At 66.5% G+C, this 25,021-nt stretch carries 20 protein-coding genes; 14 read left to right on the forward strand and 6 right to left on the reverse strand.

Features of this window, described 5'->3' with window-relative positions:
- Window positions 1-85: 85 nt before the first annotated feature.
- Entirely contained in the window at window positions 86-550 is a 465-nt protein-coding gene (locus tag E1956_RS32465; RefSeq protein ID WP_134756920.1) for an SET domain-containing protein, read from the reverse strand.
- Window positions 551-958: 408 nt separating this feature from the next.
- Between E1956_RS32465 and E1956_RS32475 the strand changes: the two genes are divergently transcribed.
- The 4 genes from E1956_RS32475 (at window position 959) to E1956_RS32490 (ending at window position 4,887) form a co-directional block, all read left to right on the forward strand.
- Window positions 959-1,480 carry a pyridoxamine 5'-phosphate oxidase family protein gene (locus E1956_RS32475; protein WP_134756922.1) on the forward strand — a complete coding sequence of 174 codons (522 nt, stop codon included), beginning with the start codon at window positions 959-961 and terminating at the stop codon, window positions 1,478-1,480.
- Window positions 1,481-2,026: 546 nt separating this feature from the next.
- Window positions 2,027-2,815 carry an acetoacetate decarboxylase gene (locus tag E1956_RS32480; RefSeq protein WP_134756924.1) on the forward strand — a complete coding sequence of 263 codons (789 nt, stop codon included), beginning with the start codon at window positions 2,027-2,029 and terminating at the stop codon, window positions 2,813-2,815.
- A 28-nt stretch (window positions 2,816-2,843) separates the two neighbouring features.
- The gene (locus E1956_RS32485) at window positions 2,844-3,626 is read left to right on the forward strand and encodes a 3-hydroxybutyrate dehydrogenase (RefSeq protein WP_134756926.1); all 783 of its coding nucleotides are present in this window, start codon (window positions 2,844-2,846) and stop codon (window positions 3,624-3,626) included.
- A 16-nt stretch (window positions 3,627-3,642) separates the two neighbouring features.
- The gene (locus tag E1956_RS32490; protein ID WP_134756928.1) at window positions 3,643-4,887 is read left to right on the forward strand and encodes a DUF3734 domain-containing protein; all 1,245 of its coding nucleotides are present in this window, start codon (window positions 3,643-3,645) and stop codon (window positions 4,885-4,887) included.
- Window positions 4,888-5,028: 141 nt separating this feature from the next.
- Here E1956_RS32490 and E1956_RS32495 read toward each other — a convergent pair whose 3' ends face one another.
- The 3 genes from E1956_RS32495 to E1956_RS32505 are packed head-to-tail and all read right to left on the reverse strand — an operon-like array spanning window position 5,029 to window position 10,935.
- Window positions 5,029-5,862, reverse strand: coding sequence for a crotonase/enoyl-CoA hydratase family protein (locus tag E1956_RS32495; RefSeq protein ID WP_134756930.1), 834 nt, complete (start codon window positions 5,860-5,862; stop codon window positions 5,029-5,031).
- A gap of 37 nt (window positions 5,863-5,899) precedes the next feature.
- Window positions 5,900-9,205: an acetyl-CoA carboxylase family protein gene (locus E1956_RS32500; protein ID WP_232071928.1), complete on the reverse strand. Its 3,306-nt coding sequence runs from the start codon at window positions 9,203-9,205 to the stop codon at window positions 5,900-5,902.
- Window positions 9,202-10,935: an AMP-binding protein gene (locus E1956_RS32505; RefSeq protein ID WP_134756932.1), complete on the reverse strand. Its 1,734-nt coding sequence runs from the start codon at window positions 10,933-10,935 to the stop codon at window positions 9,202-9,204. Before E1956_RS32505 ends, E1956_RS32500 begins: the two co-directional genes overlap by 4 nt.
- A 274-nt stretch (window positions 10,936-11,209) precedes the next feature.
- On the opposite strand from E1956_RS32505, the gene E1956_RS32510 reads away from it, so the two are divergent.
- Window positions 11,210-12,208, forward strand: a complete 999-nt coding sequence (locus E1956_RS32510; RefSeq protein ID WP_134756934.1) for a LysR family transcriptional regulator — start codon at window positions 11,210-11,212, stop codon at window positions 12,206-12,208.
- 72 nt (window positions 12,209-12,280) lie between these two features.
- Window positions 12,281-12,769 carry an NUDIX domain-containing protein gene (locus E1956_RS32515; RefSeq protein WP_134756936.1) on the forward strand — a complete coding sequence of 163 codons (489 nt, stop codon included), beginning with the start codon at window positions 12,281-12,283 and terminating at the stop codon, window positions 12,767-12,769.
- Window positions 12,770-12,812: 43 nt separating this feature from the next.
- On the opposite strand, the gene E1956_RS32520 is transcribed toward E1956_RS32515, so the two are convergent.
- Window positions 12,813-13,703, reverse strand: coding sequence for a LysR family transcriptional regulator (locus tag E1956_RS32520; RefSeq protein ID WP_134756939.1), 891 nt, complete (start codon window positions 13,701-13,703; stop codon window positions 12,813-12,815).
- 101 nt (window positions 13,704-13,804) lie between these two features.
- On the opposite strand from E1956_RS32520, the gene E1956_RS32525 reads away from it, so the two are divergent.
- The 8 genes from E1956_RS32525 (at window position 13,805) to E1956_RS32560 (ending at window position 23,946) form a co-directional block, all read left to right on the forward strand.
- Complete coding sequence (locus E1956_RS32525) at window positions 13,805-15,358, forward strand: AMP-binding protein (RefSeq protein WP_134756941.1); 1,554 nt, start codon at window positions 13,805-13,807, stop codon at window positions 15,356-15,358.
- 16 nt (window positions 15,359-15,374) lie between these two features.
- Complete coding sequence (locus tag E1956_RS32530; RefSeq protein ID WP_134756943.1) at window positions 15,375-16,556, forward strand: acyl-CoA dehydrogenase family protein; 1,182 nt, start codon at window positions 15,375-15,377, stop codon at window positions 16,554-16,556.
- A gap of 32 nt (window positions 16,557-16,588) precedes the next feature.
- Window positions 16,589-17,695, forward strand: coding sequence for a CaiB/BaiF CoA transferase family protein (locus E1956_RS32535; protein ID WP_134756945.1), 1,107 nt, complete (start codon window positions 16,589-16,591; stop codon window positions 17,693-17,695).
- 36 nt (window positions 17,696-17,731) lie between these two features.
- Window positions 17,732-19,048, forward strand: a complete 1,317-nt coding sequence (locus E1956_RS32540) for an MFS transporter (RefSeq protein ID WP_232071930.1) — start codon at window positions 17,732-17,734, stop codon at window positions 19,046-19,048.
- A gap of 84 nt (window positions 19,049-19,132) precedes the next feature.
- Window positions 19,133-20,194, forward strand: a complete 1,062-nt coding sequence (locus tag E1956_RS32545) for a porin (protein WP_134756947.1) — start codon at window positions 19,133-19,135, stop codon at window positions 20,192-20,194.
- Between the two features lie 44 nt (window positions 20,195-20,238).
- Window positions 20,239-20,595, forward strand: coding sequence for a BON domain-containing protein (locus E1956_RS32550; protein WP_232071933.1), 357 nt, complete (start codon window positions 20,239-20,241; stop codon window positions 20,593-20,595).
- Between the two features lie 38 nt (window positions 20,596-20,633).
- The gene (locus E1956_RS32555; RefSeq protein WP_134756951.1) at window positions 20,634-21,989 is read left to right on the forward strand and encodes a serine hydrolase domain-containing protein; all 1,356 of its coding nucleotides are present in this window, start codon (window positions 20,634-20,636) and stop codon (window positions 21,987-21,989) included.
- 235 nt (window positions 21,990-22,224) lie between these two features.
- Entirely contained in the window at window positions 22,225-23,946 is a 1,722-nt protein-coding gene (locus E1956_RS32560) for a class I adenylate-forming enzyme family protein (RefSeq protein WP_134756953.1), read from the forward strand.
- Window positions 23,947-23,978: 32 nt separating this feature from the next.
- Here the strand turns inward: E1956_RS32560 and E1956_RS32565 are convergent, their stop codons facing one another.
- Complete coding sequence (locus tag E1956_RS32565) at window positions 23,979-24,638, reverse strand: FMN-dependent NADH-azoreductase (protein WP_134756955.1); 660 nt, start codon at window positions 24,636-24,638, stop codon at window positions 23,979-23,981.
- Window positions 24,639-25,021: the final 383 nt, after the last annotated feature.

The raw sequence follows: 25,021 nt of genomic DNA on the forward strand, positions 1-25,021 counted from the left end.
GGGTACGTTTTCCAATGGCGGCGCCGCAACCCGGCAGCCGCAAAACTGTATCGGAATCCTGATCAAATTGCGCGCCCGGCGCGCGTCACACCGCGAGCAAGAGCGCATCCGCGGCCAGTTTGCCCAGCATCGTGCCGCGGCACAGCGGGGCGCCGCAGCGGCACGCGTAGTCGCGCTGCGCGTCGCTTTCGGCTTGCTGATCGATCTCGAGCGCGTAGTCGATGAAGAGCTCCTCGCCCGGCGCGATATCGCGGATCGCCTCGATGAACACGCGCGCGCCGTCCTCGATCGCCTCGCAGTTCGCGGCACACGCATGATTGAGCCAGCGTGCGCCATTGCCGCCGCGCCCGCCGTCGATCACGCGCCCGTCGGAGAGGCCGAACAGGAACGTATGGCCCGAGTCGTTGCGCCGCGCATTCCAGCGCGCCGCCTCGCGCCACGTGGTCACCATCCCCTTGTATTCGAAGATGCGTTCCCCGGCGCGCAGCGGAAGCAGCGCGAATACGCCTTTGCCATGCACCGGCGATTGCCGGACTGTCACACGTTTCATAGTCGTTGAAATGGCGCAGTGGGGGACGGGAAGACGCCGAGTATAAGCCTGAAAAATGTCGGCGAATACCGCGCCGTGCACGCTCGACACGACGCACGTTGCACGCCGCTTGCGTCTTTGCGGCAAGCCGCTCGCGCGTGCTTCGTTGCAGCGCTGTCCACCCCGCTTTTGCAAGCTCCGCCGTGCGATTCCCTCGCCGCGCGCCTTGCGGTAGATTGACGTGGCGCTTGCGCGCGTCACCTGAATCGCGCCCGGGAGGGCCGGAACATGAGCGGTGTTCGGCGTGAAGGAGCGCCTCATTGCGCGCTACGAGCGCGTGGAAGGCGGCGAGACGCAATGGCGCTCGCAGTTCGATTTCGTGCTGACGCCGCAATGATGGCGTGACGGCAAGCGCCCAAGGAGAACCCGATGCATCGAAGCGATACCCGCAACCCCGCGCAAGCGGCCCCGAACCCTCGCGAGCAAGACGACGCTTGCGCATTGCCGCCCGCGCTCGTGAGCGCGCTGGACGGCGAGCACCTCGAGGTGCTCGCCGATGAGGCCATGCGTCTCTCGACCGTGAGCGCCGATGGCTGGCCGCACGGCGCGCAATTGAGCGTGGGCGAGGTCCTGGCGGCCGACGCGCAGACGTTGCTCGTGGCGATGTGGCCGCGCTCGAACACCGCGCAGAACATGCTGCGTGACGCGCGCCTCACGCTGACGCTGGTTCACGACGGCGCGGTGCTGGAGATACGCGCGCGCGCGAGCCTGGTCGCCGAGCATCAGACGGCGCTCGACCTCAGCGTGTTCCGCTTGCGTATCGAGCGCGTGGACGTGCATCGCGCGAAGTATGCCGCGGTGCTGAGCGGCGTAACCTTCCGCCTCCACGAGCGCGAGAAGGTGCTCGCACGCTGGCGCGAACAGATCGCGATGTTGCGCACGCATGTTTAGTGTGCCGATTGGTACAGGAGCCTTCGTTCGTTTTCGCAAGCCGAGTTTATTGCCCTGATATCACGCCTTGCTTGCAACAGATTGTTGTGTTTTTCGATTTCCCGATTTCCCTGATTCTGGAAATAAAGCATCGCGCTGGCGCAACGATTATGAATCTGGCGCTGAATTGATAATCCGCCGAAAATCGACTCAGCGTTCGGCTATTCAAAGGTCAGCGTAGTGCAGGAATTTCAATGTGTTCCCGTGGTCGCTCCAGTTTGTGGATGGCGCAGCGCAGTCGCGCTGCCCGGTTCGCACTGATACTGGACCAGGCAGGCCGTGCTTCCCACGTCAACGATAGAGCAAGCAATAAATAAATCCGAATGGCACAACAATACAAAATTGTGATTTTTTGTAAATTCTATTAAAGGGCATGCAAATACTTTCAATCAGCCTTTTAATTGACGAAATCGCAACGGTGTTTATTCGTATCGAATACCACCCAACGATTCAATCGCCTCTATGATTATTCGCGACGTTTTACCGCAGCTCAGTCAAGAGGACAGTATGGACCTGGAAAGAATCCGCCGCGAAGCGTTCGCGATGCCCGTTCACAATCCCGCCTATCCGCGGCCGCCGTTTCGCTTCGTCAAGCGCGAATATTTCATCATCTCCTATGAGACCGATCCGGATGCGCTGCGCGCCATCGTGCCGGAGCCGCTGAAGCCGGAGAACAATCTGGTCCACTATGAGTTCATCCGCATGCCGGACTCGTCGGGCTTCGGCGACTACACGGAGAGCGGCCAGGTGGTGACGGTGCGCGACCCGCAAGGCCGGCTCGCGAACTACACGCATGCCATGTATCTCGACGATGAAGGCCCCATCGCAGGTGGCCGCGAGATCTGGGGTTTTCCGAAGAAGCTCGCGCGCCCGGTGCTCACCGTGGACGGCAACGACACGCTGCTCGGCACGCTCGATTACGGCACGCAGCGCGTGGCCACCGGGACGATGGGCTACAAGCACCACGTGCTCAATAGCGAAGACGAGCGCCGCAAGCTCGCCGACACCCCCAACTATCTGCTCAAGGTGTTGCCGCACGTGGACGGCACGGCGCGCGTTTGCGAACTGGTGCGCTTCTACCTGCGCGATGTGACCGTGCATGGCGCATGGAGCGGTCCGGCCGCGATCGAGCTGCATCCGCACGCGCTCGCGCCCGTGGCGGATTTGCCGGTGCGTCGCGTGGTGGGCGCGCGTCATGTGATCGCCGACCTCACGCTCGATATCGGCGAAGTCGCTTTCGACTATCTCGCGCAAACCCCGGCTCGCCAGAGCGAAGCCGAAGCAGAACTCGTCTGATCGTTGATTGATTAAGTAAGGATTACTCATGTCTTTGAAGAACAAAGTGGCTGTGATTACCGGCGCTGCAAGCGGCATTGGCGAACATTGCGCGCGCACGTTTGCGAGCCAGGGCGCGGCGGTCGTGATCGCCGACCTGAACCTCGCGAACGCAGGCAAAGTGGCCGACAGCATCGTGGCGGCGGGCGGCAAGGCGCTGGCCGTGGCCATGGACGTCACCAACGAGGAAGCCGTGAACGCGGGCATCGAAGAAGCCGTGAAGGTGTTCGGCGGGATCGACGTGCTGGTGTCGAACGCGGGCATCCAGATCATCAGCCCCGTGGACGAGTTCGCGTTCTCTGACTGGAAGAAGATGCTCGCGATCCATCTGGACGGCGCGTTTCTGACCACCAAGGCCGTGCTCAAGCATATGTACGGCAGCGGCAAGGGCGGCTCGATCGTCTATATGGGCTCGGTGCACTCGCACGAGGCCTCGAAGCTCAAGGCCGCCTACGTGACCGCGAAGCACGGCCTGCTGGGCCTCGCGCGCGTGGTGGCGAAGGAAGGCGGCCCGCGCGGCGTGCGCGCGAACGTCGTGTGCCCGGGCTTCGTGCGCACGCCGCTCGTCGACAAGCAGATTCCCGAGCAGGCGAAGGCACTGGGCATTTCGGAAGCGGACGTCGTCAAGAACGTGATGCTCAAGGACACGGTCGATGGCGAGTTCACCTCGCTCGACGACGTCTCCAACACGGTCGCCTTCCTGGCGGGCTTCGAGTCCAACGCCTTGACGGGCCAGTCGGTGCTGGTCACGCACGGCTGGTCGATGCACTAAGGCGGGGGAAACACGTATGCGCAGCAGCAATACAACCGCCCGCCAAGCGCACAAGCCGTTCGAGCTGCCGCGCTACGATGAAATCGCGCTGGTCCTGCAGGGCGGCGGCGCGCTCGGGTCCTACCAGTCCGGCGTGTTCGAGGGGCTCGCACAGGCCGGCGTCGAGCCGCACCGGATCGCGGGCGTGTCGATCGGCGCGCTCAATACGGCGATCATCGCGGGCAACGAGCCGGGGCAGCGCGTAGCGGCGCTGCGCGGCTTCTGGGAGTCGATCTGCCATCCGCTCGACTGGTTCGGCAATCTCGGCTCGCTCGCGTTGCCGCTCATCGGCCAGCACGACTTCGCGCGCCGCTGGGCCAGCATGTGGGCCGCGGGCCGCGCGCTCACCGAAGGGCAGCCCGGCTTTTTCGCGCCGCGCGTGCCGCTGCCGGTGGCGGGCTGGCACAAGACGCCGCCCAGCGCCGTGAGCTATTACGACACGGCCGCTTTGAAAGCAACGTTGCAGCGTTTCGCCGATTTCGACCGCATCAACGACGGCCCGATCCGCGTCTCGGTGGGCGCCGTGAACGTGCGCAGCGGCAATCTGGTCTACTTCGACAACACGAAGATGCGTCTCGAACCCGAGCACTTCATGGCGTCGGGCGCGTTGCCGCCGGGCTTTCCGGCGGTGGAGATCGACGGCGAGTACTACTGGGACGGTGGCCTCGTGTCGAACACGCCGCTCACGGAAGTGCTGCGCGATGCGGACCACAAGGACACGCTGGTGTTCCAGGTCGATCTATGGAGCGCGAGCGGCAATGCGCCCGCCGACTTCCTGGACGTGGCCGAGCGCGCCAAGGACATTCAGTATTCGAGCCGCACGCGCGCCATCACCAACATGCTGGCCGACCGGCAAAAGCATGCGCGCTTCATCAAGGAGTTGCTCGAGCACGTGCCCGCCGAGACGCGCCGCGGCGATCCGCTCTTCAAGCTGGCCGAGCGCGTGGCCGACGGTTCCGCGATCAACGTGGTGCACCTGATCTACAAGAACAAGCCGTATGAAGGGCACTACAAGGACTATGAGTTCAGCGTCGACACGATGGAGGAGCACTGGGCGAGCGGGCTCGAAGACATCCGCGCGTCGTTTGCGCATCCGGAGTGGTTCGCGATGCCGAGCCGCGAGCAGGGCTTCGTCACGCACGATATCCACCGGCCTGTGAACGCGTTGCCGGAGTCGGACCGCAGTGTGTTGCCGTCGAACGAAGAGGCGCAGGCGGCGTAAGGGCGCGCGCCGTCGAATGGCGGCGCGGGCGTTGTGCTCACGCCGTGCCTGGCGATTCAAGGGGCTGCCGGTGGCGTTGCGCGCACGCAGGCCTTTGCATTGCGAGGGGCGAGCGGGGCATGTGCCCGGCTCGCGACGGCCTCAGCTTTTCGCGCGCGGCGACGCAGGCACGAAGCGCGGCGCGCGCTTCTCCAGATTCGCCGCGACCGCTTCGCGCTCGTTCGCGCCGCCTATCAACGCCTCCTGCTCAACGGATTCGGCGATCAACGTGGCCGCCGCGTCGCCGCGCGCGGCAACCTCGAGCAGACGCTTCGCGGCGCGAATCGCATCGGGGCTCCTCTGCGCGATTTCACGCGCGGTGGCGAGCGCGAGGGCAAGCGGATCGTCGGCCATGCGCGTCGCGAGCCCGAGCTCGACCGCTTCCGCGGCCGGGACGATGCGCGCGGTGTAGATCAATTCGCGCAAGCGGTCGTCGCGCACCAGGTCGCGCGTGAGCACCATGCCGCCCATGTCGGGCACGAGGCCCCATTTCATTTCCATCACCGAAAGGCGCGTATCGGGCGCCACGTAGCGCAGATCGGCGCCCAGCGCGAGCTGCAGCCCGCCGCCGAAGGCTACGCCATGCAGCGCCGCGATCACGGGCACCGGCAGCTCGCGCCATAGCGTGCAGATGAACTGGAATTCATTGCTGATGCCGTGCGTGCGCTGCGCTAGCGGCTTCTCGCGGGCCGTTTGCGCGAGGGCGCCCATGCTCTCCAGATCGAGGCCCGCGCAGAACGCCTTGCCGTTGCCCGAGAGCACGACCACGCGCAGATCGGCCTCGTTGGCGAGCCGCTCGCCCGCCGCGATCAGCGCGTCGAACATGGCGGGGCTCAGCGCGTTCATCTTGTCCGCGCGGTTCAGGCGCACGTCGGCGACGCCATCCGCGATGGCGATTTCCACGAGTGCGCTGCTTTCGTTAGGGCCTGCGTTCATGTCTGCTCCTGATTCAATCCAGTTGTACGGGGGCGTGTCACCACGTATCGACGAAACGCCGCCGCGCACTCGCGCCCTCTTGCGGCGCGTGGCCCTGGCTCGCATTGAGGCCGCGCATGAGCCAGCGGCGCGTCTCCGCCGGGTCGATCACGCCGTCGATTTCGAGGAAGCTTGCCATGTTGATGGCCTTGCCGTTGCGATACGCGTCCGCGACCATGCGCTCGAATAGCGCCTCGCGCTCGGCCGGGTCCTCGATGGCGGCCAGCTCCTTCGCATAGCCGAGGCGCACGGCGCCTTCGAGGCCCATCGCGCCGAACTCGCCGCTCGGCCAGGCGATCGTGAAGAGCGGCGCGTGAAAGCTGCCCGCCGCCATCGCCTGCGCGCCGAGTCCATAGCCCTTGCGCAGCACGACCGTGAAGAATGGCACGCGCAGGCTCGCGCCCGCGACGAACATGCGCGAGACGTGGCGCACGGTGGCCTGCTTTTCCGAATCCGGGCCCACCATGAAACCCGGGGTGTCGCACAGCGAGACGAGCGGAATGCCGAACGTGTCGCACAGCTGCATGAAGCGCGCGGCCTTGTCGCCGGCCTGGGCGTCGATGGCGCCGCCCAGATGCATCGGATTATTGGCAAGCAATCCGAACGGTTTTCCCTCGATGCGCACGAACGCCGTGATGAGGCCGGGCGCGAACGCGCGGCGCAGCTCGAGCACCGAGCCGCTGTCGGCCAGCGAGGCAATCACCTGACGAATGTCGTACACGCGCAGACGATTCTCGGGAATGGCCGCGCGCAGGAGGCGCTGGTCGGCACAGGTCCAGTCGTTCAGCGGCCCCTGAAAATACGAGAGATATTGCTTCGCCACGCGCACAGCGTGCGCCTCGTCGTCCACGAGCACGTCGATCACGCCGTTGGGCGCCTGCACGCTCGCCGGGCCCACTTCCTCGGGTGTGAACTTGCCGAGGCCGCCGCCTTCGATCATCGCCGGTCCCGCCATGCCGATGCTCGCGTTGCGCGTGGCGATGATGACGTCGCAGCAGCCGAGCAGCGCCGCGTTGCCCGCGAAGCAGCGGCCCGAGACCACGCCCACCAGCGGGACCTGGCCCGAGAGCCGCGCCATGCTTGCGAAGGTGCGGCAGTCGAGGCCGGCCACGCCCACGTGGTCGGTGTCGCCGGGGCGGCCGCCGCCGCCTTCCGCGAACAGCACGAGCGGCAGGCGCCATTGCTCGGCGAGCTGCAGCATGCGGTCGGTCTTCTTGTGACTCATCATGCCCTGCGTGCCCGCGAACACGGTGTAGTCATAGGCGATGGCCATGCAGCGCGCGGCCTGCGCGCCAAAGTGCGCCGCGTTCACGGTGCCGAGGCCGGCGATCAGGCCATCGGCGGGACTCTGCGCAATGAGATCGTCGAGCGGGCGGCGTCCGCGCTGCGCCGCGAGCGCGAGCGCGCCGTATTCGACGAAGCTCTCCGCATCGAGCAGATCGTCGAGGTTCTCGCGCGCCGTGCGCTGGCCCGTCTTGCGGCGCCGCTCCACGGCGTGCGGGCGGCGCTCGTCGCGCGTGATCGCGTGGCGCTCGAGGACTTCGGCGAGATCGGCGCGAATGTGCGCGAGATCGCGGCTCGCCTCCGTCTCGACCTGCGCCGCCGCGACTTCGGCGGGCTCGATGAAGACGAGCGGCGCGCCTGCGTAGACGGTGCCGCCCGGCTCGCTGGCGAGCGCGCGCACGATGCCGCTTTGCGCGGCCTGCACCACGAACTCCATCTTCATGGCTTCGAGCACGGCGATGGGCTGGCCGATGGCGACCGCGTCGCCCAACTGCACGTCGAGGCTCACGAGCACGCCCTGGCTGGGCGCCGTGAGCGGCACGCAGCTGGGCGGGGCGTCATGGTGCGTCGTGCCTGCCGTGTGCGCCGGAATAGGCGGTGCGGAATCCGCGCTGAAGAACAGTTGCGGATGCGCGTCGTTCTGCGTTTCGACCAGCTCGCCGATATGACGCTCGATGAAGCGCGTGTCGACTGCGTAGCCCGGCAGCTCGGGGCGCTGCAACAGGTTCAGCAGAAAGCCGATATTGCTCGCCACGCCTTCGAGGCGGAACTCGCAGAGCCCCCGCGAAGCCCGCCGCAGCGCGCTGGCGAAGTCGTCCGCGTGGGCGATGAGCTTGGCGATCAGCGAGTCGTAGCTCGGGCTCGTGGCGTAACCCGCGTAGCCATAGCCGTCCACGCGCAGGCCCGCGCCGCTCGGCGGCTCCCAGGCGCTCAGGATGCCGCCCGCCGCGTGCGCGCTGCCATCGGCCTGCATCGTCTCCAGATTGACGCGCGCCTGCACGGCGTAACCGCGCGGGTGCGGCGGCTCCTGAAGCTTGAGCCCGGCGAGCGTCGCGCCCTGCGCGAGCGCGAGCTGCGTGCGCACCAGGTCGACGCCCGTGACCGCCTCGGTCACGCAGTGCTCGACCTGCACGCGCGGGTTCGCCTCCATGAACACGAAGTCGCCGCGCACGGTATCGACGAGAAACTCGAACGTGCCGATGCCGCGATAGTTCACGGCGCGCGCGAGCGTGAGCGCGGCCTCGATGATCGCGCGGCGCAGCGCGGCGTCGAGGCCCGGCGCGGGCGCGATCTCGATCACCTTCTGGTGGCGCCGCTGCAGGCTGCAGTCGCGCTCCCAGAGATGGGCGACCTGCGCGCCGTCGCCGAGTATCTGCACCTCCACGTGGCGCGCGTGCTCGATCAGACGTTCCACATACAGCGCGCCGTTGCCGAAGGCGGTGCGCGCCTCGGACTCGCAGCGCGCGAAGGCTTCTTCGAGACTGGCCGCGTCGCGTACCGCGCGCATGCCGCGTCCGCCGCCGCCCGCGAGCGCCTTGACCATGATGGCGCCATGAACGGCCAGAAACGCGCGCGCTTCGTCGAGCGTGGTCGCGTGGTTCGTGCCCGCCGCGAGCGGCACGCCGCAGCGCGCGGCCAGCTCGCGCGCCCGGGCCTTGTCGCCGAAGATGCGCAGCACGTCGGGCGCGGGGCCGACGAAGCGCAGGCCCGCGTCCTCGCAACGCTGGGCGAAGTCGGCGCGCTCGCTCAGGAAGCCGTAGCCGGGATGCACGGCGTCGCAGCCGTGCGCGCGGGCCGCGGCAATCAACGCGTCCATGTCGAGGTAGGCCGCCACGCCGCGCCCGGCGAGCGGCACGGCCAGATCGGCGCGGCGCACGTGCAGCGCGTGGGCGTCGTCTTCGGCGTAGACGGCCACGCTGCGCACGCCCGCCTCGGCGGCGGCGCGGGCGATGCGGATGGCGATCTCGCCACGGTTGGCGATCAGGAGCGTCCCGATCGGATTCACGGTGGATGTCGTCACAGCAGCTTGTCCAGTTCCTGTTTCCTGACCTTGCCGGTCGCGGTCATCGGCAATGCGTCGATCACGCGGATTTCCGGCACCTTGTAGACCGCCATCGACTCGCGGCACCAGGCGGCGAGCTCGTCCGCCTGCGTGCCGCTGCCGGGCTTGAGCACGACGAAGGCCACCGGCTGCTGGCCGCGCGCCGCATCGGGGCGCCCGACCACAGCGCTGCCGAGAATCGCGGGATGCTGGCCGAGCAGCGCCTCGAGCTCGCTCGGAAAGACGCTCATGCCGTTCACCTTGAGCATCTCCTTGCGCCGGCCCAGATAGCGGATGAAGCCTTCTTCGGTGATCACGGCGAGGTCGCCCGTATGGAGCCAGCCGTCACGCAGCGCCTCGGCACTCGCCTGTGCGCGCTGCCAGTAGCCCTTGAAGAGCGAGGGCGAGCGCACGCACAGCTCGCCCTCGCTGCCGGGCGGCAGCAGCGCGCCGCTCGCGAAGTCGCAGATCTTGAACTCGGTGCCCGGCACAGGCAGGCCCACGAAAGTGGGCTGCGCGCGCAGATCTCGGTCGTCGTCTTGCAGGCCGAGCGTGAAGGTGTCGCACGTGTGCGTCTCGGTCATGCCGTAGCTGAACTCGTAGAGCGTGCAGCCCGTGAGTTCGCGCCAGCGGCGCCGGTATTCGCGCGTGAGCTTCTTGATGAACGAGATCGCGCCCACCTGGCGCAGCGACGCGTAGTCGAAGTCGTGCACGCGCGCATGGTCCAGCACCTCGGCGATGCTGTCGACGAGCATGCCGCAATGGCTCACGCGGTAGTGCTGCACCGCGCTCATCCACGCGAGCGGGTCCCAGCGCGCGAGCAGCACGAGCGAGGCGCCCGCGAACACGGGAAAGAGCAATCCGGCGTTCTCGCCCGCGATCCAGAACTCGGGCAGGAAGTTGAGGAACACCGCGTCCTCGCCCGCTTGCAGCGCTACCGGCATAAAGCTCGCGCACGTGTAGAGCATGTCGCCGTGCGTGTGGATGCAGCCTTTGGGCAAGCCGGTCGTGCCGCCCGTGTAGTTGAGCGCGGCGATGTCGCTCAGTTGCGGCTCGTGCGCGGGCGCGGGGCCGCGTGTGGCTTCTAGCGCGGGCAGAAAGTCGATGGCGGTTGCGCTCGCCACTTTCGGTGCCAGCACGATATCGGGGAAAGGCACGGGGAGCGGCACGGGCAGGGGGGCGGCATCCGGCGATGGGTCGCCACGTATCTCGCCGCACATCTCGCCCACGCTCGTGGCGATCACCTCGCGCAACGCGCATTCGCTGCGGACCTGCTCGACGATGGGCAACAGTTGATCGGCGCAGATTACGACTTGCGCGCCGCTGTCCTTGAGCTGATAGCCCAGCTCCAGCGCCTTCGAGAGCGGGCTCACGGGGGCATGCACGGCGCCGAGCTTGAGAATCCCGTAGAACGCCACGTGCATTTGCGGGCAGTTCGGCATGAAGACGGCCACGCGGTCGCCGGGCTTGACGCCCAGCTCCGCGAGCAGCGCGGCGCAGCGCTCGCTCAATGCGTCGAGTTCGCCGTAGCTCAGCGTGCGGCCATAGAAGTGCAGGGCAGGGCGCTCGGGCGCGCGGCGCGCCCATTCGCGCAGATACGCCGTCAAGGGCCGCTGCCCGAGCGGATACTGCGGCTCGCGCGGCGCGTGCGCGGGCCACGCCTGGGCCCAGAGGCGCTGCAGGTGGTCCAGATACTCGCGTTCGTTCATCGGATGTCTCGCGGTTTCACCGGTGTTCAAAGGCTGCCCGGGCATCTTAATGGGGCGCGCACGCGGGCCGGAACTGATGGTTTTTCATCGCAAACCATGAATCATGTGCATGATTGGGGCGGCGCGCTGGTTTGGCCGGATTTCGTTCCGCGTTTGCCTCGCGCGCCGGTGCGATGCCGTGCCTGTGTGCTTCTTTATGCAACCGGGCGGCGCGCAAGGGCACCGGCGGCTCCACGAGACACGACCCGATACGACCATGACCAGGGCAGGCGACATGAACAGACAGCATGAATGGCCCGCTGCGGACCGCATCGATCTGAACCTCTTCCGGGTCTTCGAGGCGGTCTACCGCGAGCGCAATCTCACGCGCGCGGCGGCCATCCTGCACCTGAGCCAGTCGGCGATCAGCCATGCGCTCGCGCGCCTGCGCGAGCAGATCGGCGACCCGCTGTTCGTGCGCGAGGGCCGCGGCGTGGCGCCCACGCCCGAGGCGCGGCGGCTCGCCCCCGCGATTACCGAGGCGCTAGGCCTGCTGCAGGACAGCGTGGGTCGCCTGCGCGAATTCGATCCCGGCCGCGACGCCCGCTGCTTCACGCTGAGCATGCCCGAGCAACTGGAGCCGATGCTGCTGCCCGCCATCGTCGCCGATCTGCGCGCGCGTGCGCCGCTGGCACGGGTGCGCAGCGGCGGCGTGCGCTGGGCCGAGCTCAAGCTCGAAATGGCGGCGGGGCAGGTCGACCTCGCCATCGAGATCGCCCGGCCCGCCGATGCGGAACTGCACCAATGCCAGCTCCTGAGCGAGCCGCTGTGCGTGGTGGTGGGGCCGCAGTTTCGCGGCGAGCTCACGGCGCAGCGCTACCTGGACGCGCAGCACATCGCGGTCACGTCGCGGCGGCGCGGCATTTCGGTGGAGGATCTCGCGCTCGACCGTGTGGGGCTTTCGCGCAACGTGGTGCACCGCTGCCAGCACTACCTGGCGGCAAGCCTCGTGGCCGCGCAGAGCGATCTGCTGCTGACGATGGTGGACCGCTATGCGCGGCTCATCAATGCGCCGCTCGGCAACCGCGTCCTGCCGATGCCGCTCGATCTGCCGCCCGTGAGCCTGAATCTGTATTGGCACGAACGGACCGGCAACGAGCCCGGCAACCGGTGGCTGCGCGAGCGGGTAAGGGAAGCATGCGCGCGGGGTGGCGGTGCGTTGGTTCGGACTCTGGATGTCGATCGCAGGGGGACGGGTGAAGCGGAGTCTGCGGCGCGCGACGCCGCGGATTGAACGACGTGGTTTGTCACATGAACGCGTACGAGCCGGAAGATACTTTGATCATGAAACGAAACGGGAGATCTCATGCCGAGTCTTGAGCGTACGCGGCTGGCCAGGCTTATCGACGCTGTCTGGCGCGTGGCGCTTCGTCTTGCATTCCCGCTTGCTCGCGTCTGGTGGCGACTTCGACGGCCCCACCATGAGGGTGCGCTAGTCGCAATCTATGTTGGGCAGGCGCTGTTGCTGTTGAAGTCGTCGTATCGGGCCGAGTGGAATTTTCCCGGCGGGAGTATCCGGCCTGGTGAGGCGCCGGAGGCAGCGGCGCGGCGAGAAATGGACGAGGAGATTGGTCTCTCGTCGTACACATTGGTCCCCGCGGGCAGCGCTTTCGGAATCTGGGACGGGCGACAGGACCGCGTGCATTTCTTCGAGCTGCACCTCGATCGCCTGCCTGAGTTGCGGCTCGATAATCGGGAGATTGTTGCCGCGCATCTGGCGTCGCCGGAGGAGTTGAAAGGCATTGCGGTCACGAACGCGGTTGCTGCGTATCTCGGCAGGGAGCGGGGCGGCTAGCAGCGCTGCCTTTCTTTTGCGGTGTCCCGACATTCCACCACCCTCATCCCATCCTTTCCCGCAACACCGCGATCACGCGTTGAGCAAGCGGTGACAGATATGCGCCTGCCCGGTACGTCATGCCGACTTGCCGGCGCAGGTCGAGTTGCTCGGTGCCGAGCCGCAATGCGCGCAAGCCCCGCAGCGGCCCCAGCGACTCGGTTCCGGCCACGCAGAGCATCGTCGTGCCGCGCAGCAGGTGAAGCAGCGAGTGGCTCCCGAAGTCCGTCTCGACGCGCAGCTTCGGCCCGGCGAGGCCGCGCTGCCGGAACGCCTCGTCGACCTGCTGACGAATCCGGATGTGCGGCGCGGGCAGCAGCCACTGCTCCTCGGCGAGGTCGGCCAGCGTGAGGCCGCGCTTGCGATGCAGCCGATGACCCTCGTCGGCCAGCACGACGAGGCTGTCATGAAAGAGCTCGACGAACTCGCAGCTGCCATCGGCGCTGTCGAGTTGTGGCGCGACGATCAGGTCCAGCTCCCCCGCGAACAGCAGCGCGCCGAGATCGCGCGCGAGCCGCCGGCGCAACCGCAGCTTCGCCGCGGGCCGCTCGGTCATCAGCTGCTGGCACGCGCCTAGCACGAGCGAGCCCGGCACGGTCGGCGAATAGCCGATCCGCAGCAGGCCCTGCTCGCCGCTGCGCAGCGCTTCCATCTCCTTTAGCACGTCGTCGTACTCAAGCGCGATACGCCGCGCGCGCGCAAGAAAGAGCGTGCCCGCGGGCGTCGGCGTGACGCCATTCACGGTGCGTTCGAAAAGCGGCAAGCCCGCCTGCTCTTCCACGCGCCGCAGCGCCTTCGTGAGCGCCGGCTGGCTCATGCCGAGCGCTTCCGCCGCCTTGCCGATGCCACCGTGCTCCTGCACGGCCAGCAGATAGTCGAGGTCGCGTGTTTCCAAGGTCATTCCCATTGGTTATGCACCTATGCCAGGTACGGCATTGAGGTGATGCCTCATATCTTACAGACTACGGTCAGACCGATGAACCAGGAGACACTGCATTGAGCTTTGCCTACTTTCTGCGCCGCGCCGCGCGCTACTGGGGCGACCGCACGGCGGTCATCCACCACGACCGGCATCTGAGCTTTCGCCAACTCGACGAGCGCTCGACGCGCCTCGCCAACGCACTGCTGGGACTGGGCCTCGCAAAAGGCGACCGCGTCGCCGTGCAATCACGCAACTGCACGGAGCTGGTCGAAATCGAATGCGCGCTCTACAAGGCCGGGCTCGTCAAGGCTGCGCTGAACCCGCGCTTCACGGCGCATGAGGCTGCCGATGTGGTCGAGAACTGCACGCCGCGCGTCCTGATCGCGGGCCCGGGCTATACCGCCTACACGCGGGCATCGGCCGGTTTCGCCTCGATCGAGACGTTCATCTCGATCATGGGCGACGCCCCCGGCTATGCCAGCTACGAGACGCTGATCGAACGCGCGAGTCCGTACGCGCCCGACTATCGCCCGCAGGCGGACGACCTGGCCGTGCTGCACTTTTCGTCGGGGTCGACCGGACGCATCAAGGCGGCCATGCAGACCTACGGCAACCGCCTCGCGTCGCTGCGCAAGATCGTCCTCGGCATGGACCGCCCGGCGCGCCCGGGCGACCGCCTCGCGTTGATCGGCCCGGTCACGCACGCCTCGGGCATGCTCATGCAGCCCTATCTGTTCAACGGCGCGACGCTCGTGCTCTTCGATATATTCGAGCCGGCCCGCTTCATCGCCGATATCTCGCGCCTGTCCATCACGCATGCCTTCATGGTGCCGGCCATGATCAACATGCTGCTCGGCGAATCCGCGCTCGATCACGCCGATCTGCGCAGCCTGAAGATGCTCGGCTACGGCGCGGCCCCGATGGCGCCCGCGCGCATCGAAGAAGCGTGGGCGCGCATTGGCCCGGTGCTTTCGCAAGGCTATGGCGCGAGCGAATCGACTTCGGGCGTGACGCGCCTGTCCATCGCCGATCACGCCGACGCGCTCGCGAATCGTCCCGCGCGGCTCGCTTCGTGCGGGCGGCCGCTCGGCGAAACCGAGGTCTGTGTCGTCGACGAACAGGGTCGCGAGGTGAGCGGCGAGACGATCGGTGAAATCGTGATTCGCGGCGACGACGTCTTCCGCGGCTACTGGGGCGCGCCCGAGCTGACGGCCGAGGCGCTCGTCGACGGCTGGTTGCGCACCGGCGACCTCGCGCGCGTCGACGAAGAGGGCTTCATCTACCTGGTCGATCGCCGCAAGGACATGATCATCTCGGGCGGCTTCAACGTCTATCCGACCGAGGTCGAAGCAACGCTCTACCGTCACCCGGACGTGCTCGAAGCCTGCGTGATCGGCGTGCCCGACGACAAGTGGGGCGAAGCTGTCAAGGCCGTGGTCGTGCTCAAGCCGGGGCGCGAGGCGACGGCCGAGGCGCTCGCCGCGCACTGCCGCACGCAGCTCGCCGACTACAAGCTGCCACGCTCGGTCGCTTTCGTGGCGGGCCTGCCCAAGAACGCGAGCGGCAAGATCGCCCGCAAGCTCGTGCGCGAGCAGTACTGGCAAGGCACCGCGCGCCGCGTCAACTGAATTCACAGGAGAACTTATGTTCGACCACCTGAATGGGCCCGCGTTGATGGAAACGCGCGAAGGCATCCGCCGCTTCATCGCCGACGAACTGCTGCCGATGGAGCGCGAGCTCGGTCTCGGCAGCGAGGATGTCTGGCCGAAAGAGACACTGCAGCGGGTGTGGCGGCGCTCGGCCGAACTCGGCTACTACGCGGCCTGCTTGCCGGTTGCGCTTGGCGGCAAGGGACTCTCGATCCTCGAGCAATGCGCGCTCAAGGCCGACCTCGCCGCTTCAGGATCGGCGCTCGCCCCGCATGTGCTGGGCGACCTGGGCGGCCCGCCGCGCGTTGGCAACATGCTGAAATACGCGACGCCCGAACAGCTCGAGCGGTATTTCAGGCCGGTCATTCGCGGTGAGAAGTCGACCTGCTTTGCGCTGACCGAACCACATTCCGGCTCCGATGCACAGAGCATCTCGACCACCGCCGTCCAGGATGGCGACGCGCTCGTGATCAACGGCGTGAAGCATTACATCAGCGGCGCGCCGTTCGCCGATTTCGCGATTCTGATGTGCGTGACCGACGCAAGCACGAGCCCGCCCGAGATCACCGCCGTTCTCGTCGATCTCGATCTGCCCGGTGTGACGGTCGAGCAGCGCTACGTGCCGATGTCGGGCCAGCACATCGATGCGGATATCCGCTTCGACAGCGTGCGCGTGCCGCTGGCGAACGTATTCGGCGGCAAGGGCAACGGCTTCCGCCTCGGCATGTCGCGCATCAACGTGAACCGCCTGCTGCATTGCCCGACGATGCTCGGGCTCGCGACGTCGGCCTACGAGGCCTCGCTGGATTACGCCCGCGCGCGCCGCCAGTTCGGCGGCCCGATCGCGCGCTTCCAGGCGATCCAGCACATGCTCGCCGACATGGCCGCCGCGCTCTGGGCCTGCGAGAGCATGATCGCCCAGACCGCGATGCTGGCCGATGCCGGCGCCGATCTGCGCACCAAGGCGGCGGCCTGCAAGCTGTTCGTCTCGGAGCGCTGCTTCGAAGTGGCCGACAAGGCCGTGCAGATCCACGGCAACGTGGGCGTCACGCGCCACCACCCGATCGAGCAGACGTTCCGCAAGCTGCGCATGTTCCGCATCTTCACCGGCACGAGCGAAATCCAGCGCAACACGATCGCCCGCGCCATCCTCGAGCCCACCCAGGCAACCAGCTGAACCGGCAACACGGGCATAAGGAGACTCAAGCCATGGCGCAAACGAAACCGCAGTGGTCCTGCCTGAAAGACGTCACGATTGTCGACGTGAGCCAGCTACTGCCGGGGCCCCACGCGACGTCGCTGCTCAAGCAACTCGGCGCCGATGTCGTCAAGGTCGAACCCCCGGGTGCCGGCGACCCGACCCGCGCGCTGAGCCCCGTCCTGTTCGCGCAGCTCAATCGCGGCAAGCGCTCGGTGGCGCTCGACCTGAAAACACCGGACGGCAAGCAAGCGTTCATCGAACTGATCCGCGAAGCCGATGCGCTGGTCGAGGGCTTCCGGCCCGGCGTCATGGCGCGGCTCGGGATCGACTATGCGACGCTCGCCGCGGTGAACCCGCGCCTCGTCATGTGCTCGATCTCGGGCTTCGGGCAGACCGGCCCCTATGCGCACGCGGCGGGCCACGACCTGAACTACCTGGCGCTGGGCGGCTTCTGGTCGGTTCCGGTTCAGGTCAACGACCGCGTGACGCGGCCGCGCATCCGGATCGCAGACTACGCGGCGTCGAGCCATGCCGCGCTCGCGCTCACCGCGGCCATTCTGAGCGCCCGTGCGAGCGGGCGCGGCCAGCATCTCGACGTTTCGATTCACGACTGCGTGATGGCGTGGACGACACCCGCCGCGTGGGCGTCGCGCGAGTACGTCGACCATCCGCTGGACTCCCCGGGCGTGATGCCGGAGAACGATCTCTTCGAGACACGCGATGGCCGGCATCTCGCGCTCGGCATTCTCGAGAACAAGTTCTGGCTGAATCTGCGTGAGGCCATCGGCGCCGACTTTCCCGCGCTGATGGACGAGCGCTTCGCGACGCGCGCCGGGCGCCAGCGGCACAAGCTGGAGGTCAACACGCTGCTCGCGCGCATCTTTGCGACGCGTCCGCTTGCGCAATGGATCGCGACGCTGCAACGCTTCGACCTGCCCGTCTCGCCCGTGCTCGACGCACACGAACTGTTCGCGGACCCCCATGTGCAGGCGCGCGGCATGGTGCGCGAGATCGCCGCCAACCAGACCGTCGCATGCCGCTTTCCGGTGAAGTTCTCCCTTGGGCTGCCCGACGGCGACGACAACGTCCCGATGCTCGGCGAGCACGAAAGATAAGGTCCGGCCAGAACGACAATCACGGAGACAGATACGGTGACAGATACGGCGAAAATCGACGACCCCTCTTACAGCCCGGTTCGCGCGTGGTCCATCGCGGCCATGCTCGCCCTGATGATGCTCGTGAATTTCCTGGACAAGGTCGTACTGGGACTCGTCTCGGTACCGATGATGCGGGAGCTTCACCTCACGTCGACGCAGTTCGGCGTGATCGGCGGCAGCCTGAACTGGCTGTTCTCGATATCAGCGGTGCTCGGCGGTCTGATGGCAAACCGGGCGTCGACGAAATGGCTGCTGCTCGCAATGGCCGCGGCGTGGACTGCACTGCAATTGCCGATGCTGCTTGCCGGATCGATCTGGAGCATCCTCGCCTGCCGCGTGCTGCTTGGCGCGAGCGAAGGGCCCGCCTCGCCAGTCGCCGTGCATGCGCTCTACAAGTGGTTTCCCGATGCGAAGCGCAATCTGCCGGTTGCCGTGCTCCACCAGGGAAGCGCGCTCGGGCTGCTCGTGGCGGGGCTCGGCATACCGGTCGTCAGCGCGCACTGGGGGTGGCGCGCGAACTTCCTCGTGCTGGCCGCGCTTGGCGCGCTCTGGTGTATTGCCTGGCTTGCCTTCGGTGCGGAAGGCGCCCTGACCACGCGTGCGCCGGCCGAGCGCCAGGCACGCGTGCCCTATGCGCTGCTGCTGACCGATCGCACCGTGCTCGGCACCTTTGCCGGCCACTTTGCGGCGAACTGGATTCTCGCCATGACGCTGACCTGGATTCCGACGTGGCTGCAGCTCGGCATGGGCTACGAGGCGCATGCCGCCGGACGCATGTTCGCCTTGTTCGTCGCGATAACGGCACCGCTGAGCCTCGGGCTTGCGGCGCTCTCGCAGCGGCTGCTGGCGCGTGGCGTGCCGTCGAGGCTCGGTCGAGGGGCATTCGTTGCGGCAACGCTCGCCGTCGCAGGGATGCTGATCTCGGCGCTCGCACTGCCCGGCCTGGCGCCGCTCGCGAAGTTCGTGCTGCTCACGCTCGGCAGCGGCATGACGCTCGTGACGTACTCGGTCGGACCCGCGATGCTCGGCGAGGTGACACCCGATTCGCAACGAGGCGGCATCCTCGCGCTGAGCAATGGTTTCTCGTCGCTCGCGGGTCTCGCGGCGCCGGTCGTCACGGGCATGCTCATCGACCAGGCCGGAGGTTCCACGGCGCAGGGATTTGAAACCGCATGCTCCGTGTGTGGCTTCGTATTACTCGGCTGCGGCGCGCTCTGCGCGTTTTGTCTGGATCCCCAGCGATCGTCCATCAGACTCTCGGGCTCGACGCCGGAAACCGGGGTGAAACAGACGCTCAGCGATCCCGGTTAGCCGCGCTCGATGTATCGCTTCGCGAGATGTCGCCCTATCGATAATTAGTAATACAAACAAAATATAGAACTATCAAGGAGACACATGAAAAGGATTTTGATGGCCACCCTGATCGGCGGCGTGCTTCCGCTCACGTCTTACGCGCAATCGACTGTCACGCTGTATGGTGACATTGGAGGCGGCATGCGCTGGACCAATGGACAAAAGGGTGGCGCTACCGTCGGCTTCAACAACAATATCGTCGCCGGCAACCAGTTTGGTTTCTTCGGCAAGGAGGATCTGGGCGGCGACCTTCAGGCGATCTTCAAGCTCGAAGGCGCTTTCAACAGCGGCACCGGTGCGTTGAAGAATGCAGGAACGCTGTTCTCGCAAGCGGCGTTCGTCGGGCTCAAAGGCGATTTTGGCCGGCTCACCTTCGGCCGGCAGCTCAACGTCAACGAAGACTTCTCGATTCTGATCGATCCGGCCGGCGGCCAGGGGCAGTCGCTCGCGATCGAGCCTGGTGTCGTGTTCGACGCGAACTACTTCACGCTCGATTCGCGGTTCAACAACACCATCAAATATCTGGGCCAGGCTGGCGGCTTTCGCTTCGGTGCGAGCTACTCGCCAGGCGGCGTTGCGGGCAACACCCGGGCAGGCACCAACTATTCCGGCGCTGCGATGTATCAGTGGGGGCCGGCGTTCGGCGGCGCGTCGTACCAGAAGACCTGGAACGCCACGGCAACGCAGTGGGCGCAGACGTTCCAGACCGGTGGCTCCCTGCAGGTCGGGCCCGCGCGTCTCTATCTGAGCTACGCGGACCTCGAGGTGACGGCGGCAAATGCCGCCGCGCCGAACCGGCGCGACCACATCCCGGGTGGCGGCATCGTATGGGTTCCGGCAGCGTCGCTGCAGTTCACGGCGGCGTTCTATGACGACATCGCCAGCCACCTCGGCAATGCGCAGTCCGCGAGCGGGCACAAGATCACCACCTACGCGATCGCCGAATACCTCCTGTCGAAGCGCACCGAACTCTACGCCGAAGCGGACTACAACGGCTTTTCGGGTGCGTACCGCTTCGATCCGTCGAATATCGCCGCGCTCGGCACGGCAGCCGGTACGCGATCGACGACCGGCGTGTCGCTTGGCGTCATGACGCGTTTCTAGGCCTCGCCCCTCCCTTTTCCCTTTTGATGGACTCATTGACCAGCATGAACGCCTCTTATCGAATTCCGCGCACGGTTGTCGTGGCCATGCTCCTCACGCTCACGACCCACGCCTTCGCACAAACTCAGGGCGCGGCAACGGGCAGCATGGCGGCCGCGAGCGCGCCGTCGTCGGCAAAGGCCGCCGACAGGAAGCTCGCGCATCGCGTAGCCAGCAGGCTGGCGCGCACCCGTGGGCTGAATGCCGCGCGCATTCTCGTGAAGGCGCGCGACGGCCAGATTACGCTCTCCGGATCCGTATCCGACAGCGAGCAGATTCCGCTTGCCGCCGATGCAGCGAGGCAGGTGGACGGCGTCATTCACGTAGAGAACCGCATTCGTGTCTCCGGGGCGTCGCTGTAGACGACGCGGGCCACACCGATTTCGAGGAGCACATTTTCATGAATCGACGCCACGATCCTGCAACCCGCTCGACCCACGCGCTTCTTGCCACCGCATTGCTCTGTGCGAGCCTGGCACTGCCCATTGCGGCGCGCGCGCAAACCGCCGGCACGCTTGCCGACACCGCCGCCGAAGCGAGCGTCATGCAGGGTTTTCCGCCGCCCGACGGCGCGCTCACCAACCGCGCCAATTCGCTGCGCTATCCCTACCTTCGCTGGTCGTTGCGCAACACGCGCATGCTGATCCCCACCGCCAATGTAGACCGTGCGCGCGACCCCTTGCCCCTGCCCGATGGTCCGAAGCTCGATCCCGAGGCGGTGCAATTCACGGTAGACGGCACCACGCTCACGCTCGCGGACTATCTGCGTCGCACGCGCACTGATGGCTTCATCGTCGTTCACGACGGGCGCATTGTGATGGAGCGTTATTTCGATGGCTACGGTCCGCATCAGACGCATGCGTGGGCGTCGATGACGAAATCGGTGACGGGGCTGGTCGCAGCGCAGTTGATCGCCGAGGGCAAGCTCGTCCCGGACGCGCCGCTCTCGACCTACGTGCCGGAGCTGGCGGGGACGCCGTTCGGCGACGCGACACTGCAGCAGAATCTCGACATGGAGGTGGCCATTCGCTACCCCGCGGCCCTGCCGCCCGATCTGGGTCTCTTTGGCGCTGTCGGCATCGTGCCGCGCCCAGGCGGCGCCCCCGACAGCATCTATGGGTTCCTCAAGGTGGCGCAGAAAGCCCCTGAAGCGGACAACGGGCACGTGTGGTACTACCAGAATGGCTCGCCGGAAGCCGTGGCCTGGGCGATAAGGCGCGTCACCGGCGAATCGTGGAGCAAGCGGGTTGCACGCATGATCTGGCAAAAGATCGCCGGCGATGACGGCGACGTCGTCGTCGACCGCACGGGCACGGAGATGGCCAGCGGCGGCTTGAACACCACGCTGCGCGACGCGGCACGCTTCGGCGAGATGGTGCGCAGGAGCGAGGCGGGTGACATCGCACCGTTTCCAGCGGCGGCGACTCGCCTTGCGTTGAAACCGGCGCAGAACGCGGCGGCATTCGCGCGTGGCAATCTTGCGCCTGGCCGCCCCGGCTACAGCTACCACGATTACTGGTACCAGCTCAACGACGGCGACGGATCGATCGCTGCCGGTGGCCGCTTCGGTCAGGCCATTCTCGTCGATCCGCGCGCACGCCTCACGATCGTCAAGTTCTCGTCCGAGCCTGACCAGGCGCAGCGCCCGACGAGTGCCTCGGGTGGTGCGATCACGCACACGCCGCAGGAAAGCGCGGATGCATTGCACGGGGCCATGCTGGCCATCGCGCAGACGCTCGAAGCCCGAAAGCCGTGATGACGCGACGGCGGGGCGTATCGTCGATGTCGTTATGCGCCACTCGTCACGACCGGGACGGTGCGCGCGGGTGACGGCGTGCCTATGCACCGCGAATCATCGCCCCTGATTCGCGAGATTTCCCCGGTTGCTTTTTTGCGCACGCTCGTGCAATTTATGCTCTCGCCCGGGTGTGCGCTCTGTTCATCCATTCATTGCATCGCGAGCGCACGGGGGCGTGACTGCCGGAGCGCACATGACGCCCTATGAAAGCAAACCGTGGCTGGCGCACTATGCGCCTGGCCACGCAGAAACGATCTCGCAGGACTACGCCGACGCGCTGAGCCTGTTTCGCGCCGCCGTCGAGCGCGCGCCGCAACTTGCAGCGCTGCTCTATTTCGACGGCGCGCTCACCTATGCCGAACTCGACGCTCAATCCAGCGCGCTGGCCTGCGCGTGGCTCGAACGCGGCTGCGCCCGCGGCGATCGCATCGCCATCTATCTGCAGAACGTGCCGCAGTTCGTGATTGCGCTCGTGGCGGCGTGGAAGATCGGGGCGATTGCAGTGCCCATCAATCCGATGAACCGCGCGCGCGAGTTGCGCGTGCTGCTGGCGGATTGCGGCGCACGCGTGCTGGTCTGCCATGCATCGCTGCATGAGGAGGTGGTGCGGCCTTTGCTCGCTGAGGAGGCATGCCTCGCGGCCGAGCGCGCCGCAAGTGGCGAGGCGATCATCAAGCCGATCGTGATGACCACCTCGGCGCTCGACTATCAGCGCCGCAACGACGAACGGCTTTTCGCGGGCATGGCGCGTCCGAACGCGGCGGCGGCTATGGCGGCAACGGCGAACCAACCCGACGCTGAAGACCTCAGCACCGTCATCGCCGCTTATCTCTCGCGCAAGCCGCCCGCCATCGAATTGCGCAGCGATGACGTCGCCATGCTCGTCTACACCTCAGGCACCACCGGCGTGCCCAAGGGCGCGATGAACACGCACGGCAACGTTGCGTTCAATGCACAGGTGTATCGCGACTGGACTGGCTTGCGCGAAGGCGCGCCGATTCTCGGCCTCGCGCCGCTCTTCCACATCACCGGACTCGTAGGCCACATAGCCGCCGCATTTATCTGCGCGGCGCCGCTCGTGCTCGCGTTCCGCTTCGAGCCGGGCGTGATGCTCGACGCCATCGCGGAGCACCAGCCCGAATTCACGATCGGCGCCATCACGGCCTTCATCGCGCTGATGAATCATCCGCAGGCGACGCGCGCGCATTTTGCCTCGCTGCGGCGCATCTATTCGGGCGGCGCACCGATACCGCCGAGCGTGATCGAGGCGTTCCGCACGCGCTTCGGCCACTACATCCACAACGGCTACGGTCTCACGGAAACGAGCTCGCCCACTCACATGGTGCCGGTTGGCCGCGAGGCGAGTGTCGATCCCGCGTCGGGGACGCTGTCGATCGGCGTGCCGGTCTTCAACGTGGAGTCGTATATCGGCGACGACGAAGGGCGGCCGCTGCCGCCGGGCGAAGTGGGTGAGATCATCTCGCGCGGACCGATGATCGTGCCGGGCTACTGGAACAAGCCGCAGGAGAGCGCGAAGGCGATCGTCGACGGTTATTTTCGCACCGGCGACGTGGGCTTCATGGACGCGAGCGGCGGGTTCTATCTCGTCGATCGCAAGAAGGACATGATCAACGCGGGCGGCTACAAGGTCTGGCCGCGCGAAGTGGAAGACGTGTTGTACACGCATCCCGCCGTGCGCGAGGCCGCGGTGGTGGGCGTGCCGGACAGCTATCGCGGCGAAACGGTGAAGGCCGTGGTGAGCCTCAAGCCGCAGACGAGCGTCACGCCCGAGGACCTTGTTGCGTATTGCAAGGCGCGCATGGCGGCGTACAAGTATCCGCGCATCGTCGCGATCATCGACGAACTGCCGAAGACCGTGACGGGCAAGATTCTGCGGCGCGCATTGCGTGACTAGCACGCGGGAGCGTGCTAGTCCGAAAGGCGGGCTTACGCAGCGGCGGCGATGGTCTCGCGGGCGCTCGCGAGCGCGGCGCTCGCCGCTTCCGGACCCATATTCATGCCTTCGGCGTAGATGAAGCTCACGTCGGTCATGCCGAGGAAGCCGAGGAACGACGTCAGGTACGGCGTCTGGCTGTCATTCGGCGTGCCTTGATAGATGCCGCCGCGCGCGGAAACCACGAACACCTTCTTGCCCTTCACGAGGCCTTCGGGACCGTTCGCCGTGTACTGGAAGGTGACGCCTGCGCGTGCGATCCAGTCAAAATAGGTCTTGAGTTGCGACGAGATGCCGAAGTTGTACATCGGCGCGCCGATCACGATGATGTCCGCGGCTTGCAACTCGGCGATCAGCGCGTCGCTGCGTGCGGCGATGGCCTGCTGCTCCGGCGTGCGCTGCTCGGCCGGCGTGAAGAACGCGCCGAGCACGGCGTCGTCGAGGTGCGGCAGCGGTTCGGCTTGCAGGTTGCGCGTAAGTACCTTCGCGCCGGGCTTGGAGTTTCGCAGCTTGGCCGTCAATTCGTCGGCGAGCAGCGTCGACTGCGCGCCTTGCGAGCGGGCGGCGGAATTGATTTGTAGAATCGTGGTAACGGCGGTTTTTTGGGGAGTTGGGCGCACAATATTGCGCAGGAATTGCAGAATCGTGGTCATGGCGGCTCCGGGTCTTGTGCGCGCAATGTTGCGCAAGTGGAGGCATTGTGTTTTCTTGCGACTCCCCGAAAAAGCCATCTGTCGACAACGAATCGTTGCTGCGATAGAACAATCGGCAATGCCGATAGGTGGCGCATTGCTTCGCTTTCCTCTGAGCATTGGGCTGGCGCGCGAGTTCGGGCTCCCAGCCCACGCACGCGCTTCGGGCAAGCCGCAGATACTTTAGGAAGACCTGCTATGCGGCGTTCGCCACGGGGGCGGGCGGGCACAACATTGAAGCGGTTTGCCACGAATCCGCTGCCTGAGCGTTTCATCGAGCGACGTCGATATATGGCCTTTGTCCCGTATGCGGGGGCGTGCCGTATTCATCCACAATGCGTTGC

This window comes from Paraburkholderia pallida (assembly GCF_004524855.1).
GTDB classification, from domain to species: Bacteria; Pseudomonadota; Gammaproteobacteria; order Burkholderiales; family Burkholderiaceae; genus Paraburkholderia; species Paraburkholderia oxyphila.

What these genes read in the sequence shown, in the direction of transcription:
- E1956_RS32465 (WP_134756920.1), bottom strand. Translation starts at nt 550, where the DNA reads ATGAAACGTGTGACAGTCCGGCAATCGCCGGTGCATGGCAAAGGCGTA.
- E1956_RS32475 (WP_134756922.1), top strand. Translation starts at nt 959, where the DNA reads ATGCATCGAAGCGATACCCGCAACCCCGCGCAAGCGGCCCCGAACCCT.
- E1956_RS32480 (WP_134756924.1), top strand. Translation starts at nt 2,027, where the DNA reads ATGGACCTGGAAAGAATCCGCCGCGAAGCGTTCGCGATGCCCGTTCAC.
- E1956_RS32485 (WP_134756926.1), top strand. Translation starts at nt 2,844, where the DNA reads ATGTCTTTGAAGAACAAAGTGGCTGTGATTACCGGCGCTGCAAGCGGC.
- E1956_RS32490 (WP_134756928.1), top strand. Translation starts at nt 3,643, where the DNA reads ATGCGCAGCAGCAATACAACCGCCCGCCAAGCGCACAAGCCGTTCGAG.
- E1956_RS32495 (WP_134756930.1), bottom strand. Translation starts at nt 5,862, where the DNA reads ATGAACGCAGGCCCTAACGAAAGCAGCGCACTCGTGGAAATCGCCATC.
- E1956_RS32505 (WP_134756932.1), bottom strand. Translation starts at nt 10,935, where the DNA reads ATGAACGAACGCGAGTATCTGGACCACCTGCAGCGCCTCTGGGCCCAG.
- E1956_RS32510 (WP_134756934.1), top strand. Translation starts at nt 11,210, where the DNA reads ATGAACAGACAGCATGAATGGCCCGCTGCGGACCGCATCGATCTGAAC.
- E1956_RS32515 (WP_134756936.1), top strand. Translation starts at nt 12,281, where the DNA reads ATGCCGAGTCTTGAGCGTACGCGGCTGGCCAGGCTTATCGACGCTGTC.
- E1956_RS32530 (WP_134756943.1), top strand. Translation starts at nt 15,375, where the DNA reads ATGTTCGACCACCTGAATGGGCCCGCGTTGATGGAAACGCGCGAAGGC.
- E1956_RS32535 (WP_134756945.1), top strand. Translation starts at nt 16,589, where the DNA reads ATGGCGCAAACGAAACCGCAGTGGTCCTGCCTGAAAGACGTCACGATT.
- E1956_RS32545 (WP_134756947.1), top strand. Translation starts at nt 19,133, where the DNA reads ATGAAAAGGATTTTGATGGCCACCCTGATCGGCGGCGTGCTTCCGCTC.
- E1956_RS32550 (WP_232071933.1), top strand. Translation starts at nt 20,239, where the DNA reads ATGAACGCCTCTTATCGAATTCCGCGCACGGTTGTCGTGGCCATGCTC.
- E1956_RS32555 (WP_134756951.1), top strand. Translation starts at nt 20,634, where the DNA reads ATGAATCGACGCCACGATCCTGCAACCCGCTCGACCCACGCGCTTCTT.
- E1956_RS32560 (WP_134756953.1), top strand. Translation starts at nt 22,225, where the DNA reads ATGACGCCCTATGAAAGCAAACCGTGGCTGGCGCACTATGCGCCTGGC.
- E1956_RS32565 (WP_134756955.1), bottom strand. Translation starts at nt 24,638, where the DNA reads ATGACCACGATTCTGCAATTCCTGCGCAATATTGTGCGCCCAACTCCC.